Below are 17,993 nucleotides of genomic sequence, written 5' to 3'. Positions count from 1 at the left end.
GCGAGTGAAAATGAATACACAAACTCATGTAAATAGCCATAAACAAACCATGGCAGTGCCAAATTTTGAAGTTTGGAAAAATGCATTTGTGAAACTGCTACCGCAGCATGCAATTAAAAATCCTGTCATGGCAATTGTCTGGCTTGGAACAGTGGTTACAGGCATTTGTACAATCTTAGGTTACACCACGCTGTTATTTGGTTTAGTGGTTACAGCAATTCTGTTTATTACCATTTTATTTGCTAATTATGCTGAAGCGGTTGCAGAAGCTAGAGGCCGTGGGCAGGCATCTTCATTACGTGCAGCAAGAGAAAATTTAACGGCTCGGAGACTCAACTCTTTGACAGACCGTCAAGCGACTCAAGTTGCAGCGACCAAACTTCATTTAAATGATTTTATTGAAGTACATGCAGGTGAGCTTGTTCCAGCCGACGGCGAGATTGTAGAAGGTTTTGCCACCATTAATGAATCGGCTGTTACAGGTGAATCGGCACCTGTGTTACGTGAAGCTGGAACTGACCGTTCAGGTGTTATTGGCGGGACCAAAGTACTTACAGATCGTATTATCGTTCAGGTTACTGCTGAATCTGGCCAAAGTTTCTTGGACCGTATGATTGCTTTGGTTGAAGGTTCAAATCGTCAAAAAACACCGAATGAGATTGCACTTGGCTTTTTGTTAATGGTGATGACACTCACGTTTTTAATTGTGGTGATTAGCTTGCCGTTTATTGCCAATTATTTGCATGTTGAACTCGATCCGGTGGTGCTTGTGGCGCTATTGGTCTGCTTAATTCCAACAACTATTGGGGGCTTATTGCCTGCAATTGGGATTGCAGGGATGAACCGTGCACTTAAAGCCAATGTTTTGGCGAAATCAGGTAAAGCTGTTGAAGTTGCTGGTGATATCGATGTGCTTTTACTCGATAAAACAGGAACCATTACTTATGGTGATCGTCAAGCGACCTCTTTTTATCCTTTAACTTCGGTAACTGAGTCTGAGTTACGAGTGGCTGCTTGGGTAAGTTCGCTTGCAGACCCAACACCAGAAGGGAAATCAATTGTTAAATTAGCAAAAGAACAAGGGCTAAAACAGCAAGAACCTGAGCAGGCTGAATTTATCTCTTTTAGTGCATCAACCCGAATTTCTGGTGTGAATTTCCCTAATGGTGATCAAATTCGTAAAGGTGCGTTAGATGCCATTTTGAAATTTGTCGATGAAGATTATTCTCAAGATTTAGAGTTAAAAGCACGTGTTGAACAAGTCGCTAAAAAAGGTGCAACACCATTGGTTGTGGCAAATCAACATCATGTGTTGGGTGTGATTGAACTTTCAGATGTGATTAAACACGGCATTAGAGAACGTTTTGCTCGTTTAAGAGAAATGGGCATCAAAACCGTTATGGTTACAGGTGATAACCCATTAACTGCAGCCGCGATTGCTGCTGAAGCAGGGGTAGATGACTATATTGCCGAAGCAAAACCAGAAGACAAATTGGCTTGTATTCGCACCGAACAACAACAAGGTCGTTTAGTTGCGATGGTCGGTGACGGAACCAATGACGCGCCGGCATTAGCGCAAGCAGATATTGGTTTAGCCATGAATTCGGGCACACAAGCTGCAAAAGAAGCTGGCAATATGGTTGATTTAGACTCTGACCCAACCAAACTACTTGCTGTGGTCGAGATTGGGAAACAGCAGCTGATTACCCGTGGTGCTTTAACAACATTTTCGTTGGCAAACGACGTCTCTAAATACTTTGCTATCTTGCCTGCATTGTTCGCTGCTGCGATTCCACAAATGCAAGTATTGAATGTGATGCACTTAGCAAGTCCAAACAGCGCGATTTTATCTGCATTAATTTTTAACGCGATTATTATCCCGCTATTAATTCCGATCGCACTCCGAGGCGTGAAATTTAAACCTTCAACTGCGACTCAGTTACTACGTCGAAATATGTTGATTTATGGTGTGGGTGGTGTGGTTCTACCATTTATTGCCATTAAAGCGATTGATGTAGTGATTGTTCAATTATTTGGTTTGTAATCTGGAGTTTGAAATGAAAACTTATGTACAAAATTCAGAAGCAAATTGGGGTCAGACCTTAAGAGCATCTTTCGGACTTCTAATTTTTACCCTTGTCGGATGTGGTGCTGTTTACAGTGCGATTGCTACAGGTGCGGGACAGGTGTTATTTAACAATCAAGCGAATGGTAGTTTGGTTGAAATAGACCATAAAGTTCTAGGGTCAAAATTAGTCGCTCAGCCATTTGTTGGAGAGGCTTATTTTCATCCGCGACCTTCAGCAGTCGCTTATGACCCGATGGCTATGGCAGGTACAAACTTAGCGCGCACTAATCCTGAGCTACAGCAACAAATTGATGCTCAGATTCTTGACGTGAAAAAACAAGATCACACGGGCAATACACCTATTCCAAGCGATTTGGTGACTAAATCGGGGAGTGGTATTGATCCGCATATTAGTCCTGAATCTGCTCAGTTACAGGTTGCTCGAGTGGCTCAATCTCGTCATTTAGACCCTAAGATTGTGGAAGAGCTTTTGCAAAAGTATGTTGAACCGAAGCAGTTTGGTGTATTGGGGCAAGCTCGTGTTAATGTATTACAGCTCAATATTGCTTTAGATCAATTACAATCTACACATTAACTTAAAAATAAAGTTGTTAGTTTACCGGATGATATCAAGTGCAAAGCAATCGCGAAAATCAGGCTGAGGCCTTATTAAATCATGTCAACAGATATCAAGCCGGTCGACTAACGGTCTTTTTAGGTGCGGCACCTGGTGTTGGAAAAACCTATGCCATGCTTGCCCGTGCCAAAGAGTTATTTCAACAGGGCACAGATGTTGTTGTGGGTATTGTTGAAACCCACGGAAGAATAGAAACTCTAAAAATTTTGGAAGGCTTGCCTCAAATTGCTAGAAAGGAAATGCAATATCAGGGGCATACATTAGAAGAAATGGACCTAGATGCTATTCTGCTTCGGCATCCAGAAATTGTTTTGGTCGATGAGTTGGCTCATCGTAACGTACCGAATAGTCGTCATGAACGACGTTGGCAAGATGTCAATGAATTGCTAGACGCAGGTATTGATGTATTTACGACCATTAATATTCAGCATTTAGAAAGCCTAAATGATGTGGTCTACCAGATTACGGGGATTCGAGTAAATGAAACGGTACCAGATCGGGTATTTGATCGTATTCGAGACATTCGTTTAATTGATTTACCCGTTAGTGAGCTTATTGAAAGGCTCCATCAAGGAAAAGTCTATGTACCAGAGCAAGCAAATCTGGCATTACAAGGTTTTTTTAGCATTTCAAATTTAACAGCATTACGTGAACTCGCAATGCAATGCGTTGCTGAGCATGTCGATTCAGACTTAAAAGAGAGTTATGCCTCAAAGGGTTTGAAATCTATATCGTTGCAAAATGAATTGATGATTGCGATAGATGGGCAAGGCTCTTCTGAATATTTAGTGCGAGCAGGCTGTCGTTTAGCAGAACGTAATGGTGCTACATGGACTGTAGTGAATGTTGCTAAAAGTCTGGACTTTGGACAGAGTTCAGTGAGTTCTTATAAAAAAGAATACATCGAGATTGACCGGGCATTTGAGCTGGCTCGACAACTCGGTGGTCGGACTGAAGTTTTATATGGCCATCGAGTTGCGTCAGTATTAATGGATGCGGCTGTTGATCGAGGTATTTCCAATCTGGTCATTGGCAAAAGTATTTCACCGTGGTGGTTAAAGTTATTTAAGAAAAATTTAGCTCAGCAATTATTAAATCAAGAAAACTCAATTGCTTTAACCATTTTGCACCCAGAACAGGGTACTAAAAAGATCAATCAGATTGAAAAACCATCATTTTTATCATTAAAAGAAAGTATTTTTGTTTTAGCGGTTACATGCGCAAGTATTTTTATAGCTCACTTTGCCGAAGTTCTCTTAGGTATTGAAGACTTTTCTGTCATTTTCATTATTTCAGTTTTAATTGTAGCGACGAAAACTAGAATGCTCGCTGCTGTAGTCGCAGCTTTAATCTGTTTCTTGGCCTATAATTTTTTCTTTATTGCACCACGTTTTACCTTACAAATTTCAGCACACCAAGGCGTGGTCACTGTTGTTGCTTTTTTTGCGGCAGCTTTAATTGCTGGACGGTTGGCCTCTCAATTACGTCAGCAGGTTTTATCCTTAAAAGCTGCAAATGCTTACACTATGGTAATGCAAGACTTAGCACGTAAACTTTCTAGTGCAGTAAATCTTGACGAAGTTATGCAAACAGGACGAATGACTTTAGAAACCCAACTTCAAACTAAGGTGTGGATTTCTATTCAAGATAGAGTCATTTCATCTGATATAGAGTTAAACGATAAAGAAAAAGTCGCGGCAGATTGGTGCTTAAAACATCAACAACCGTGCGGACGTTTTACCGATACTCTGAGTCAGTCCAACTGGTGGTTTTTACCACTTTTAGAACAAAAAAATAGCTTAGGTATAGTGGGAATTTACTTTAATGATGAAGTGGTTTCCTTAAATTTTGAGCAAAAGAAATTGACTGAAAGTGTAATTGAGTACATTGCACAGGCAGTACTTCGTACCCACTTGGTGAATGAGCTTGAACAAGCAAAAGTCACCAGTGAAACAGAGCGCTTACGTTCTGCTTTATTATCTTCGGTATCGCATGATTTGCGCTCGCCACTCGCTTCTATTATTGGGTCAGCAGACACACTTGCGAATTTTAAAGCTGATATGTCCGAACAAGACCAGCAAGATTTACTTGAAACAATTCATTTAGAAGGTGAGCGCTTAGACCGTTATATTCAAAACTTGCTTGATATGACCCGTTTGGGACATGAAGGTCTAACTTTAAAAAGAGATTGGATTGGTGTAGATGAATTAATTGGTTCGGCAACCCGCCGGTTAAAGCGTTATAAACCAGATACGCAAGTGGTAATTCAGTTACCTGAGCAACAGATTAGTTTGTATGTCCACCCAGCACTGGTAGAACAAGCTATTTTTAATGTTTTAGAAAATGCTGCAAACTTTTCACCTCCCGATGAGCCAGTCATGATTCGTGCTCAACTTTTGTCAGAAGATGAAGTAAAAATTGAAATTGAAGATAGAGGTGCGGGAATCCCTGAAGACGAAAGACACCGCATTTTCGATATGTTTTATACTATGGAGCGTGGAGACCGTGGAAAATTCGGTACAGGTTTAGGGCTAACAATTGTAAAAGCGATTATTGGTGCTCATATGGGTACAATAGAAGCATTTTCAGGGCGCCAAAATAAAGGTACTTTAATTCAAATCAAATTACCCATTCATCCAGTAAAAGAATAAGTTGTAAATTCATGATAAGTTCAGAAACATCACCTGTAGAAACACGTATTGTGATTATTGATGATGAGCCTCAAATCCGTAAATTTTTAGGCATTGCTTTAAGAACTCAAAAATACAAAACCACGCTCTGTGAAACGGGTTACAAAGGCCTAGAGGCATTGGCAACCCAAGGGGCTGATTTGGTTATTTTAGATTTAGGTTTACCCGATTTAGACGGAAAAGAAGTGCTTCAAGAATTACGTAGCTGGTCGAATGTTCCCGTTATTGTGTTATCTGTACGTGCTGATGAATATGAAAAAGTTGCCTTGCTAGACGCAGGTGCAAATGACTACATGACCAAACCTTTTAGTGTGCAAGAGCTTTTGGCGCGCATACGTGTCATTTTAAGAAATCAACCGATTCAGCAAGAAGCACATGTATATGACGATGGTTATCTCAAAGTTGATGTTACGCAACGTTTGGTTTGGGTCGAGCAACAGCCAATTACGTTAACTCGAAAAGAGTTTCAACTTTTGACGCTATTAATGCGCTATCAAGGACAGCTTTTAACACAGCCACAGCTCTTAAAAGAACTATGGGGGCCAACCCATCAGGAAGATACGCACTATTTACGTATTTTGGTGGGCAAGTTACGCAGTAAACTGGGAGATAACGCGATTCAGCCACGTTATATTGCTACTGAACCTGGTGTTGGATTGCGTTTTTTAGCTAAGCAGAAAAATCATTAATTAGATACAAAAAAAACCTTAGGGTATTTCTCCCTAAGGTTTTGCAAAGTGGTTTATAGTTTTTTTGCTTTTTTTATCTATATATCCCAATGTTGTTCTGCTTCAGTCATTTGGCTGTAAATATTTTGATATTCAGCCTGCTTAACTGTGTACCAATGTTCGACAAAGTCGGCCCCTAAATATCCTTTTAAAATAAGACTTCCTTTAAATATTTTTAAGGCTTCTGGTTGGTTGTTGGCTAATAAAATATGCTCGTCTTGAAATTTTAAAAGATGTGCAGGTTTTGGTAGCGGTAACTTATGAGATAAGCCATAAGACGCGCCCGCTAAAATAGTCGCTGTTACCAAATAGGGATTACAGTCCGCTCCAGCAACACGATATTCTAAGCGTTGATTTTGTACGTCTGAGCATGGAATTCGGATTGCAACATTTCGGTTGTTAGTATCCCAATTGGCTTCTAATGGCACGTGATGACCAATTTTAAAACGTCTATAAGAATTAATATTAGGCGCTAAAATCGCCATAGATGCAGGCATTAACTCAATGAGTCCGCTAATCGCGCTCAATAATTTGGCTGCAAGCTCACCTTTTTCTTCTTCTGAGCTAAATATATTTTGATGGTATTGATTCAGCATACTCATATGAAAATGCATACCACTACCAGCCTTTGCCAAGTTTGGTTTCGCCATGAAACAAGCGGTTAAGTCATGCTTTCTTGCAACTTGTTTAACAATTCTTTTTAAGGCATTAATTTGATCGCAGAGTTTTAAAATGTCATGGCTGTGTTGAAGGTTTAATTCATATTGTCCAGGGGATGACTCTGCAACAATAGCGGTAATTTCAATTGATTGTAGTAGGGCAGCTTTTTCAACTTCATCCAGAACTTGCTGATAATTATTTGGCGCATCTATATCAAAACATTGGTTTTCTGAACATATCTCGGATTGATGCTGAGGTGAGAAAAGGTAAAACTCTAGCTCGGCAGCCATGACAGGGAAATAATTATTAGCATGTAACTGATTTAATAATTTTTTTAATATATTACGTGGTTCATAGCGACAGTCTGAACCATCTTCTTCTTGCATTGATAGGTAAAGCTGAGCATTTAATTCTGGGGATAAGGCACTGGGTTGCAAGCTGTCTAAAATGGGCAGGCAAAGTCTATCTGGTTCACCAATATATTTTCCCAGACCTGTTTCTTCAATCACTTTTCCATCAAGGCTCATGGCATAAACAGAAAGAGGAAAATAACATCCATTCGATAGAATTTTTAGACTCTTAACGTCAATACGTTTGCCACGAATATGCCCGTTTAAGTCATGTAGACAAATATCAATGTGCTGAGTGTGAGGATATAAACTTAAATATTCATCAACTTCTTTCAAAAAAAGCTCTGAGTTGAACGTATGAATTTGCGTTTGTGGAATAAAATCATCTGATATTTTAAATGCCTTAAAGTGAGGATCTTTTAAGTTTAAATTTGGGTAAATATGAGTACTCATTATAAAAACCTTGGTGGTTATTTAGCTCAAATCCTACCGTAGCCTTTGGCGTTAATCCCGTAAAAAAATAGTAAAATAATAAATAGTTTATTTATAAGTGGATTTAGTTTTTTATATTAATAATCAATAAGTTAATTGTTATTTTTGTGGTAAGGTTTTAAAGTAAAATTAACGTATAAAGGCCATCAAAGAGTTGTCTGATCGTTCATGATTTCGCTTTTAAAATTAAACATAATTAGGAATTGTGATCCTTAAATTTGGTGAGATGGTCAAACTGCTTTAAACTTAAAATCTTATCCAGTTAAACATTTATGTATAAATCTTGAATTGAGCAAGACTTATATAGTGTATGTACTGGAATTTTATTTTTTGCGTTTTTTTTATTTTTATTTTTGAGTTCTCTTAATATGAAAAATATCGGTTTAGCCATTTTAGCAATCAGCCTCTCGGGTTGTGCTGCAATGAGCGTAGAAGAATGTAAGACTGCGAATTGGTCATTAGTGGGTGAGAAAGATGGTTCGAAAGGTTCTTCGCCACGTTTAGATCAATATTACAAAGCATGTGGAAAAGCCAATATTGTTCCAGATCAAAAGTCATATGAACGTGGGTATAAAGAAGGCCTAGGTTATTATTGCCAGCCAGCAAATATTTTTTATAACGCTTTAGAGGGTAACGGTAATATTAATGTATGCCCAGTTGAGCAGCGTAATCGTTTAAGACCTTATTATCGAGCTGCCTCAGATTACTACAATGCAAAAGCTGAATATGAGCGTTATGACGAAAAGTTTAAGCAATATTCTGACAGTGCTTATAACGAAAAATTAAAGCCAGAAGAGCGTGAACGTTATCGTAAGCTTTTAAGAGAATTACAAATTGATCGTGACCGTATTAACAGAAACTATTGGAACTCAATTCGAGATATCGAACGCTTCAAATATGATCATGGATTAAAATAATATTTTAAAAAAGGATTGATCCGAATGGGATCAATCCTTTGTTTTTTTTAAAGATAATAACTCGTTTTTGTCATTAACTTTGAAATAGCAGTCATTGTGATTTTTACTGCATATGGTAATTCAACACCACCTGCTTCAAGTGCAGTATGACGGTGATGCAATTCATCTTCATTCATTTGCTCTAGAATTTTGCGCGAGCGTTCATCTTGAGCTGGTAACTGGTTTAAGTGATCTTGCAAATGTAGACTAACTTGACGTTCAGTTTCAGCAACAAAACCTAAGCTATATTTATCACCTGCAATACCGGCAAGAGCACCCATACCATATGAAAGGCCATACCAAATCGGGTTCAATAAGCTTGTATGACTATTTAGCTCTTTTAAACGGTCTTCACACCAAGCTAAATGGTCTTGTTCTTCAATCGCTGCCTGTTGCATTTCGCGGCGTACATTTGGCAATTTCGCTGTCAATGCTTGCCCATGATAAAGTGCTTGAGCACACACTTCACCACTATGGTTAACACGCATTAAACCTGCAACATGGCGAGCATCTTCTACACCAAGTTTTGCTTCTACTGTTTCAGCTGGATTTTGGCGCTGTGCTGCTGTTGCACCCGGAACAAGACTACGTAATGCTTGATCAAAAGAGTTAATAAGTTGATCAATTCCAGTATAGTGGCGCATAAATTAGTCCTCCAAAGAAAGATGTGCTGTGGCAAGCATTGGTTTTAGTCGGGCAAGAAGCAATATACTAAAGATTGCACTAAGTACAGCTGTAATAATAAATAGTATTTTAATATCAATTTTTAAAACACTTAAGATTAAGATTGAAAAAATTGCAGAAGAAACCATAAAAACGGCATTTAGGATGTTATTCGCTGCAACAACACGTGCACGATGTGAACGTGGTGAATAAGCCTGCATCATGGCATATAGGGGAACAATATAAAAACCGCCACTAATACCCAATAAAGTCACAGCAATCATGACATGGTAGTAAACCCAGCCTTGGGTAAAAACGTCTTTTAAGGTAAGTAATGTCCCGGTTCTTTCTGGTACAAAAGCTAAACTGGCAGCAAGGTAGAGCGCAAAAACAGTAAGGCCAACTGCACCAATCGGCACCATTTTAATGTTGATTTCCGAACCACCAATTTTACGGCAAAGAAGAGAACCCACACCAATACCGACTGAAAAGAAAGTCAGTAACAGGCTAACGACATTTTCTGATGCATGAAGGTTTTGCTGGGTAAGCTGCGGAATTTGAGTTAAATAAGTCGCGCCATAAAACCAGTACCATGAGTTGCCTAGCAAAATTGTGAATACTAACGGTAAGCTTTTAGCATATCTAATGGTCTGGAAACTTGTACGGATAAAATTCCAGTCAATCTTTAAGTCAGGTGCAGCAACTTTTTGTGGCAAAATGAAGCGACTAAATAAATAGCCTATGCAAGCAATAGCCACTACGGTAATACTAATCCACAATAAATTTCCATCTGATGAGGCAATTACGGCACCACCTAAGATCATTCCGAATAAGATCGCCATGGATGTGCCAGATTGAAATAGCGCATTACCCGACATTAATTCGTTCGGTTTTAAGATTTCAGGCAAAATTGCGTATTTAATCGGGCCGAAGAACGTCGAATGCGTACCCATCAAAAATAAAGCAAAAAGAAGTAGCCATAAGTTTCCTAACAGGAAACCCGCGGTACCGATGAGCATAATGATGATTTCTAAAATTTTAATACCACGGACGAGTTGAGATCGTTCGTATTTGTCGGCGATTTGTCCAGCTGTGGCTGAAAAAAAGAAATATGGCAGAATAAATAAGAGAGCTGCCAAATTATTAAGAGTGCTTACAGGAGCAGATTGTTGCTGAATCCATCCATAAGTAATCACTAATAATAAAGCTTGCTTAAAAACATTATCATTTAATGCGCCAAAAAACTGGGTAAAAAACATCGGTACAAACCGACGTGATGTCATCAGGTGCTCATCTTGTTTCATCATGTGCAAACTTCATTGTGTTTTATAAAAAAATGTGACCGAGTGTTAATTTGCATTGAAAACCATGTATGATATTTTTAACGCTTGATTAAATGAAAAATCAATGGTTTTGAGTGAGTTTTACACTCACATTGGTGCGTTTTATTAAAAAATAAGTCTAGAGTTTTCTATGCCTTCTAAAATTAAGTTTAAACAGTCAACTCTCTCTCATTCTATGCATTTAATTTTAAAAATGCAGGGCATTCCTAAACTTATTTGTAGCAGCTTGTTGTTAAGCGTCTGTGTAACGCCAAGTTTTGCTCAAACTTCTGTTGAGAACAGTTCGTCAACTACTTTAAACCAGACAGTATCTGAGGAGTCAACTGAACAGTCAGCTCAGGTTAATGAGCAATATACTGCTCCAGTTATAGATATCGCTACACTTGTAACCCAAGCTCAGCAGCAACAAGATAGCTTGGCTATATTGCAACAACAAGAACAATTTCCAAATCAAATTGATGAATTTAAGCCAATTACTCTTGATAACCTTGAAGATTTACCCGATATGCCTGTTGATCAAAACATGGCAAATGAAATTTATAGGGTAGCGGAAGAAGCAAAGAATGAAGCACAGAACTTTCAAAATGGGACTCAGAAACTCCCCGAAGTTACTGTAAGCGATGCAACTCAATCTGAATTAAATCAAATTAATCAGGCACCTGTAAATATTGATCAGCTTATGCAAGAGATTAAGTCTGACAGTAAGATTGTAGTTGAAGCCAATGAGACTGGGAAAACACTGCCTGAATTGACACCAGAGGTTGAAGAACCACCTGAGCAAGCTGGTTTCTTTAAGCGTATTTTAAATAAGGTACGTCCGCCGCGTGCAATTCCGATGGAACAAGTTCCGCGTATTAGTGCAGAGGTAGTAGGCGCTTCAGATGTGTTGGCTAAAAATATTAAAGGTAAGCTTTCAACATTTACCCAAGAGTCATTTGAAGATTTCAATGCTGCTTTACCTCAACTTAGAACATTAAGTAATCAGGCTGCTCAAGCGGTTGGTTATTATAATGCTGAGTTCCGATTTGAAAAATTAAGTCCGAGTCGCGTTCGTGTTCGAGTGACACCAAATGAACCAGTACGAATTAATGAGCAAAATATTGAGTTTACAGGGCCTGGTGAAAAGCAGCCGCAATTTCAGGTTATTCGTTTAGTTCCCGATCAAGATGTAGGTGATATCTTTAACCACGGTTTATATGAAACTACTAAAACCCGTATTGTTGATGCAGCATCTAATAATGGTTATTTTGATGCTTATTGGCGATTGCATGATGTAAAAGTAAGTCAGCCAGAAAATAAGGCCGATATCAATTTACGCTACGAGACTGGTGAGCGCTATAAATTAGACAAGGTCGAGTTTCGTATGAGTGATCCTTCGAAACCTTTGCCATTAAACCAAAATATCTTAGAAAGTATGGCGCCTTGGAAAGAAGGTGATGACTATGCCTTCTGGCGTGTAAACGTGCTCGCAAATAACCTAACCAACTCACGTTATTTCAATTACACTTTGGTTGATAGCATTAAACCAGACCCAATTGAAAAGCCACTTGAGCTACCACCAGATTTACAAGCTTTGGTGGATGAACAAAATATTGATGTTGATGAGTCTAATTTACTTTCACCAGAACAACGACAACTTGCGAAAGCACGTCAATTAGCGACATCAAATAAAGAAGTTACGCAAAACGTAGTCGATGAAAAACAGTTTGCCGGAACACAAAATGCAAAACAGGCAGAGCCTCAAACTGCGATGTTGCAAAGCGCCGCAGCTCAGCATGATGAACAGGAAACTGAACAGGATCATTTACAAGCTCAAGCACGTGAAACAAAAAGAATTCCAGTTATTGTGACTTTAAATGCTGACAAGCTAAATAGTTTGGAAACTGGTATTGGTTATGGAACCGATACGGGTGCACGTTTACGTAGTCAATATCGCCGTTCTATCGTAAATAAATATGGTCATTCATTTGATGCCAACTTGGAAGTTTCTGAAATTCGTCAATCGATTGATGGTCGATATAGTATTCCCTATAAACATCCGTTAAATGACTATTTCAATATTGTGGGCGGTTATGAGCGTGAAACACGGGATGATATTGGTCCAGATGTAAGCCTGTTAACCGAATCTGCTGTTGTGGGTGGGGAGCGCGTAATCAAACGTCCATTAGGAAATTGGCAGCATACTATTGGTGTTCGTTATCGTTTAGATCGTTTGACCCAAAAAGGTAATGTTGATATTTCTGAATTACCAGATGCGTTTAAAACAGCTGCATCTGAGCAAGAAGCATTATTGTTTAGTTATGAAACATCTAAAACCTCAAGTAATACACGTTTAAACCCAACTAAAGCTTTTAAACAAACTTATAAATTAGAATTAGGCAGCGAGAGTTTACTCTCAGATGCCAATATGGCAATTGCGAGTGCAGGCTGGAGATTTATTTATTCTCTAGGTAAAAATGATGATCACCAATTCGTCGGAAGATCTGACCTCAGCTATATCTTTACAGATGACTTTGACAAAGTTCCATACAATCTTAGATTCTTTACGGGTGGTGACCAAACGATTCGTGGATTTGACTATAAAAGTCTTTCTCCAGAAGTAGATGGATATAAAATTGGGGGTCAGGCTTTAGCTGTAGGCTCTTTAGAATATAACTATCAGTTCAAAGATGGATGGCGAGCAGCCGTTTTCTCTGACTTTGGTAATGCTTACGATAAAGACTTTAATAATCCAGCAGCTTATAGTGTTGGGGTCGGAATTCGCTGGAAATCTCCAATTGGGCCAATCCGTTTAGATGTCGCTTCGGGTATTTCAGATGAGAACCATCCGATTCGTTTACATTTCTTTATAGGCCCACAACTTTAAAAATAAAATTTTATTAGGTTTATTTTATGGCGGAAGTAGAACAGCAGCCCACTTCGGCACCAAGCTCTCCTAAGAAGAAGCGTCGCATTTTGCGTAGCTTCTTACTGACGATATTGATCATATTGTTATTATTGGCTTCTTCGTTAGTCATCATGATGTCAACGGATCGTGGAAGCCGTTTTTTATTAGATCGAGTTTTAGAAGCTCAGAAAATAATTAAATATGAATATGAAGGTGGCAACTTATTGCGGGGCATTATTCTCAAAAATGTGTTGGTGCAATTAAAAGATGTGGATGTTTCATTAGATCGAGCTGATGTAGGCTTAGGATGGCGCTCTTTATTATTAGAAAAAGAAGTGCATTTGAGCCATGCTGATGTACGCAACTTACGTATTATTAATAAAACTCCGCCTTCTGGTAAACCGTTTGAATTTAAACCAATCAAATTACCGTTTGTTCTACGTGTAGATGAAGGTGATGTTGACCATTTAGAGCTTAAATTGTCGAGCTCAGATGTAAGTTTCTATAATGTCCATTTGCAAGATGCGCTCTGGTCAGAGACAAAACTAGAATTTGAAAAATCCAGTATGGATATGGGCTATCTTTCAGTTCACAACGCAACTGGTAAAATGGATTTCAGTGGTAAATATCCATTAGATGCCACAGCAGATTTAAGAATCCCATCTTTAAAAAGTTTAAATATTCAAAATATTAAAGTTGCTGCTCGCGGAAGTTTAGATACTTTAAAAGCTGGAGTTGCAACAACTACTCCTGATTTATTAACAGGTTGGGTAATCTTACATCCTGTTCGTGATGAAGTTCCAATGCAAGGTGAATTATTATTAAAAAACTATCATTTACCTTTGCTACAAGAACAAAAACTCTTTGCAAAAAATGGTGTGATCAAGTTTCAAGGTGATATTAAACAACTTAATTTAGCACTTGATACAGATTTAAAGGGTGAAAACTTACCTGAAGGCCAGTACAACGCTTTAATGAGTACTGATTTAGTTCATCAGCTTAATATTACAGATTTCAACGGCCAAGTTATGAAAGGTGCCGTTAATCTTAAAGGTTTGGTAAATTGGAAAGATAATGTTACTTGGGACATTAAAGGCCGTTTAGATCGTATTAATCCTAAAGACAAAGCAATTCCTCAGGTGGTTCAAGACTTTTTACCACCAAGTTTAGATGCTGCTATTGCTTCAACTGGTTCTTTGGAAAAAGGTACAGAAGTATTTGCTAATGTTGATTTTGACCGTTATGAGTCTTGGAAACTCAAGCTTAATCAAGCACCTGAAAAAAATAACAAACCTCAGCCAATGCTCATGAATGTGGCGTGGGCGAATATAGACCGTGCAATGCCTTATATTGGATGGTTAAGTAGTGACAATGGTCAAGTCGATTTAACATTACGTGATGGTCAACAAGATATTAAGGTTGCTACAAAAGTATATCAGCATGAAAAAACTTTATTGCCAGCAGGACAATATCTAGCCAACCTGAATGTTAAAGATAATATCTTAAATGTTCCTAATTTTAGTTTTGCTGCTGAAAAAGGTAACCTAACAGGTCAGGCCAAAGTTTTATTACCTACTGAAAAACGTCAGCTCGCTTGGAATGCTTTATTAAATGCAAAAGATTTTAATCCGCAAAGTATTCATGCAGCAGCGCCAGTCAATCTACTAAATGGTTCGATTAAGGCAAATGGTTTTGCTAAACCAAACCAGCAAATTATTCAGTTTGAGAAAATTGACTTAACTGGCCGATTAGCTCAAGCAGGTCAAGAAACTGTAAGTTTAGGCGGGAAAAGTACAGCAGCATTATTATTTCATGACGTGAAAGCTGGTGGTGGCTTTAAAGGCTTTGCGGTTAATTATGATGGATCTTTAAAAGCCTTAAAACAGGCAAATGGTTTGTTGAAGTTTTCTATAGCGGGCACGCCAGATTTTATTCGAATTAGCCAGTTACAACACGATGGGGTGGCTGGAAAAATCTATGCTACTGGTTCTGTAAATTTAAAAGACCGTATCGCATGGGATATTAATAGTTCATTAGTGCGCTTTAAACCTCAATATTTTGCCTCAACTGTTAAAGGTGAAATTTCAGGGAATCTGAAAACCCAAGGGGTTTGGTCTGATCACTTGAAGCGAATTAATATCCAGCAATTGAATCTTGCAGGCTTTTTAAATAATAAACCTGTTCGAGGTAAAGGTAATCTATCTCTATTGATGGATTCCAATCAAAATGGCTTTTTACCACAACAGTTTGAAGCAAATAACTTATTTTTAGTGTACGGGCAGAACCAGCTACAGGCTACTGGCAACGCACAAAATCTAAAAATTAAGCTGAATGCACCAGCCCTATACGAGTTATATCCTGGACTGCGTGGTCGAGCTTATGGTGATTTGAATGTTCAATCGCAACCGCGTTTAAAAGCAACAGCAAATATTGCAGTAGATAATTTTGCTTTTAACACATTAGTAAGTGTGAAGAGATTGAGTATTCAGGGTGAACTTCCAACATCGGAAACAACACCAACTCAATTAACCGCAAAATTAGATAATTTGCGTAGTGGAAATAGACAAATTCAATCGGCTGAAGTGAATTTGACAGGAACAAGAAAAGCCCATTTATTGAAAGTGCTCGGCAATAATAGTATTTCCAAGTTCTATGTTCAGCTGGCAGGCGGGTTTAACCAAAATAATGATTGGTTAGGACAAATCCAGAAAGGAAGTTTTGATTCACGACGAATCCGTCTGGCACAAAATCAAAATGCTCCGGTAATTTTTTCTTCGGCGAAATCTGAGCTATATGTGGGTCAACATTGCTGGCAAAGTACCAACAGTCAGCTCTGTTTTGATCAGCCTGTACGGGTGAGTAAAGCGCGAGGTAATATTTCCTTTGTAACTCAAAACATGGATTTAAGCGACTTTGCGGCATTTATGCCAGAAGGTTTGGCAATGACCGGACAATTAAATGGTTACGCTAAGGCATCGTGGGTAAATGGAGGCAATCCAAAACTTGATGCACGTTTAATTACACGTAAAGGTGAAATTGGTTTAGCTGCTGAGGATCCACAAGATCCTGCAACTACTCTGGCTTATGATGAGTTAGGGGTGGTTGCAAAAAGTGTATCAGAGGGTCTGCTATTCCGTGTAGATGTTAAAACACCAGATATTGGTACGGGTTATGCGAACGTTATTATCAACCCATTCCAGCCTTCAATGCCAATGCATGGTGAAGTGGCCTTTAATGATGTCCAATTAAAAGTCTTGAAACCATTTATTCAAGATGTTCGCTCAATGAGTGGGACGTTAGCTTTGGCTGGTAAAGTCAACGGTACATTAACTCAACCTCAGTTTACTGGTGAAATGCGTCTGAAAAATGGTGCAATCAGCATGATTTCTCTGCCAGTAAATTTAACTAATGTTCAGGTGTATTCATCAATTCGTCAGGATATGGCAACAATTGATGGGGCATTTAACAGTGGGCAAGGTGTAGGCTTGCTTAAAGGTAGTTTTGAATGGAAAGATGCGCCGCGCCTTCAATTAAATCTTAAAGGTGATAATTTACTAGTACGCCAAGCGCCATTAATTACTGCAATTGCCAATCCGAATCTGACACTTGATATGTATCCTTTTGATAAGCGTTTAAGCTTAAAAGGATCAGTAGATGTTCCTCGTGCACGTATATCAATGCCAGAAACAACTGCTCCAATCATTAATACGTCATCAGATGTTCGTATCGTACGCCAAGGTCAAGACCCACTTGCAATTTTACGGGCAGCTAAACCTTGGGATATTCGAGCTGACATTGCTGTTAATATTGGAAAACAAGTCATCTTCCAAGGCTTTAATAGTAATATTCCTTTAGTTGGTCGTCTCAACTTAAGCCAACGTGGTTATGAAACTGCGATGAGAGCTAATGGGGCAATTGGTGTCAGCCAAAAAGTGAAAATTGAAGCCTATGGACAAAGTCTAGACTTGAACCGAGCAATTGCCCGTTTTAATGGACCATTGGCTAACCCGACTTTAGATATCGATGCGAACAAAAATGTTCAGGGCAGTATGGTTGGGGTACGTGTTACAGGTACTGCGACATCACCAAACATTCAGGTCTATAACGATGCAGGCTTATCTGAGCAAGAAGCATTAAATGCGCTTGTTACTGGTCGTATTAATGAAGGTTCGAGTGGCTTGAGTAATGCAGAAGGTTTTAAATCTGATGTAAACAACACCATTGCAGCTGCAGGTATTAGTATGGGCTTGGGTGGTACACGTGCTTTAACTAACCAGATTGGACGTACGTTTGGTTTGAGCGGTTTAGCTTTAGATGCACAAGGTACAGGTGATGATACGCAAGTGAGTTTAACGGGTTATATCACACCAGATCTGTTTATTCGCTATGGTGTTGGGGTGTTTACTCCTGTAAATAAACTCACTTTACGTTATCAAATGAATCGACGTTTATACCTAGAAGCAAGTCAGTCTTTAGAAAGAGCGATCGACTTATTCTACAATTGGCGCTTTTAGTTGAT

At 38.7% G+C, this 17,993-nt stretch carries 10 protein-coding genes; 7 read left to right on the top strand and 3 right to left on the bottom strand.

All coding sequences use genetic code 11. The annotated features are described in order from the left end of the window. Positions 1-4: 4 nt before the first annotated feature. From kdpB to ACXM0J_RS02045, 4 genes are read left to right on the top strand one after another with little or no spacing between them, the layout of a single operon-like run. Positions 5-2,044 (top strand): potassium-transporting ATPase subunit KdpB, encoded by a 2,040-nt coding sequence (kdpB, locus tag ACXM0J_RS02060; RefSeq protein ID WP_086265928.1) that lies wholly within the window; start codon positions 5-7, stop codon positions 2,042-2,044. 13 nt (positions 2,045-2,057) lie between these two features. Continuing rightward, positions 2,058-2,663 (top strand): potassium-transporting ATPase subunit KdpC, encoded by a 606-nt coding sequence (kdpC, locus tag ACXM0J_RS02055; protein WP_086265929.1) that lies wholly within the window; start codon positions 2,058-2,060, stop codon positions 2,661-2,663. A 38-nt stretch (positions 2,664-2,701) separates the two neighbouring features. Beyond that, the gene (locus tag ACXM0J_RS02050) at positions 2,702-5,356 is read left to right on the top strand and encodes a sensor histidine kinase (protein WP_086265930.1); all 2,655 of its coding nucleotides are present in this window, start codon (positions 2,702-2,704) and stop codon (positions 5,354-5,356) included. An 11-nt stretch (positions 5,357-5,367) separates the two neighbouring features. Further along, positions 5,368-6,084, top strand: coding sequence for a response regulator (locus ACXM0J_RS02045; RefSeq protein ID WP_086265931.1), 717 nt, complete (start codon positions 5,368-5,370; stop codon positions 6,082-6,084). A 77-nt stretch (positions 6,085-6,161) separates the two neighbouring features. On the opposite strand, the gene ACXM0J_RS02040 is transcribed toward ACXM0J_RS02045, so the two are convergent. After that, positions 6,162-7,586, bottom strand: a complete 1,425-nt coding sequence (locus tag ACXM0J_RS02040; RefSeq protein ID WP_086265932.1) for a glutamine synthetase family protein — start codon at positions 7,584-7,586, stop codon at positions 6,162-6,164. A gap of 407 nt (positions 7,587-7,993) precedes the next feature. On the opposite strand from ACXM0J_RS02040, the gene ACXM0J_RS02035 reads away from it, so the two are divergent. Continuing rightward, positions 7,994-8,542, top strand: coding sequence for a DUF2799 domain-containing protein (locus ACXM0J_RS02035; RefSeq protein WP_000789248.1), 549 nt, complete (start codon positions 7,994-7,996; stop codon positions 8,540-8,542). A gap of 47 nt (positions 8,543-8,589) precedes the next feature. On the opposite strand, the gene coq7 is transcribed toward ACXM0J_RS02035, so the two are convergent. Together coq7 and ACXM0J_RS02025 are read right to left on the bottom strand one after the other, a co-directional pair. Further along, positions 8,590-9,225, bottom strand: coding sequence for a 2-polyprenyl-3-methyl-6-methoxy-1,4-benzoquinone monooxygenase (coq7, locus tag ACXM0J_RS02030; protein WP_001216787.1), 636 nt, complete (start codon positions 9,223-9,225; stop codon positions 8,590-8,592). 3 nt (positions 9,226-9,228) lie between these two features. Beyond that, the gene (locus ACXM0J_RS02025) at positions 9,229-10,551 is read right to left on the bottom strand and encodes an MFS transporter (protein ID WP_086265933.1); all 1,323 of its coding nucleotides are present in this window, start codon (positions 10,549-10,551) and stop codon (positions 9,229-9,231) included. 166 nt (positions 10,552-10,717) lie between these two features. On the opposite strand from ACXM0J_RS02025, the gene ACXM0J_RS02020 reads away from it, so the two are divergent. Beyond that, positions 10,718-13,453, top strand: a complete 2,736-nt coding sequence (locus tag ACXM0J_RS02020; RefSeq protein ID WP_213034452.1) for an autotransporter assembly complex protein TamA — start codon at positions 10,718-10,720, stop codon at positions 13,451-13,453. A gap of 26 nt (positions 13,454-13,479) precedes the next feature. Continuing rightward, a complete protein-coding gene (locus tag ACXM0J_RS02015; protein ID WP_086265934.1) occupies positions 13,480-17,988 on the top strand; it encodes a translocation/assembly module TamB domain-containing protein in 4,509 nt (1,502 codons plus the stop codon). Positions 17,989-17,993: the final 5 nt, after the last annotated feature.

Source organism: Acinetobacter sp. GRABPA_MV_2 (assembly GCF_056725885.1).
Note: the sequence above shows the minus strand (reverse complement) of the source record. Positions and strands in the feature narration are given on the sequence as shown.

Bases quoted from the DNA above. Each gene is read 5' to 3' on its own strand.
- ACXM0J_RS02045 (WP_086265931.1), top strand. From the start codon at position 5,368: ATGATAAGTTCAGAAACATCACCTGTAGAAACACGTATTGTGATTATT.
- ACXM0J_RS02020 (WP_213034452.1), top strand. From the start codon at position 10,718: ATGCCTTCTAAAATTAAGTTTAAACAGTCAACTCTCTCTCATTCTATG.
- kdpC (WP_086265929.1), top strand. From the start codon at position 2,058: ATGAAAACTTATGTACAAAATTCAGAAGCAAATTGGGGTCAGACCTTA.
- coq7 (WP_001216787.1), bottom strand. From the start codon at position 9,225: ATGCGCCACTATACTGGAATTGATCAACTTATTAACTCTTTTGATCAA.
- ACXM0J_RS02035 (WP_000789248.1), top strand. From the start codon at position 7,994: ATGAAAAATATCGGTTTAGCCATTTTAGCAATCAGCCTCTCGGGTTGT.
- ACXM0J_RS02040 (WP_086265932.1), bottom strand. From the start codon at position 7,586: ATGAGTACTCATATTTACCCAAATTTAAACTTAAAAGATCCTCACTTT.
- ACXM0J_RS02015 (WP_086265934.1), top strand. From the start codon at position 13,480: ATGGCGGAAGTAGAACAGCAGCCCACTTCGGCACCAAGCTCTCCTAAG.
- ACXM0J_RS02025 (WP_086265933.1), bottom strand. From the start codon at position 10,551: ATGATGAAACAAGATGAGCACCTGATGACATCACGTCGGTTTGTACCG.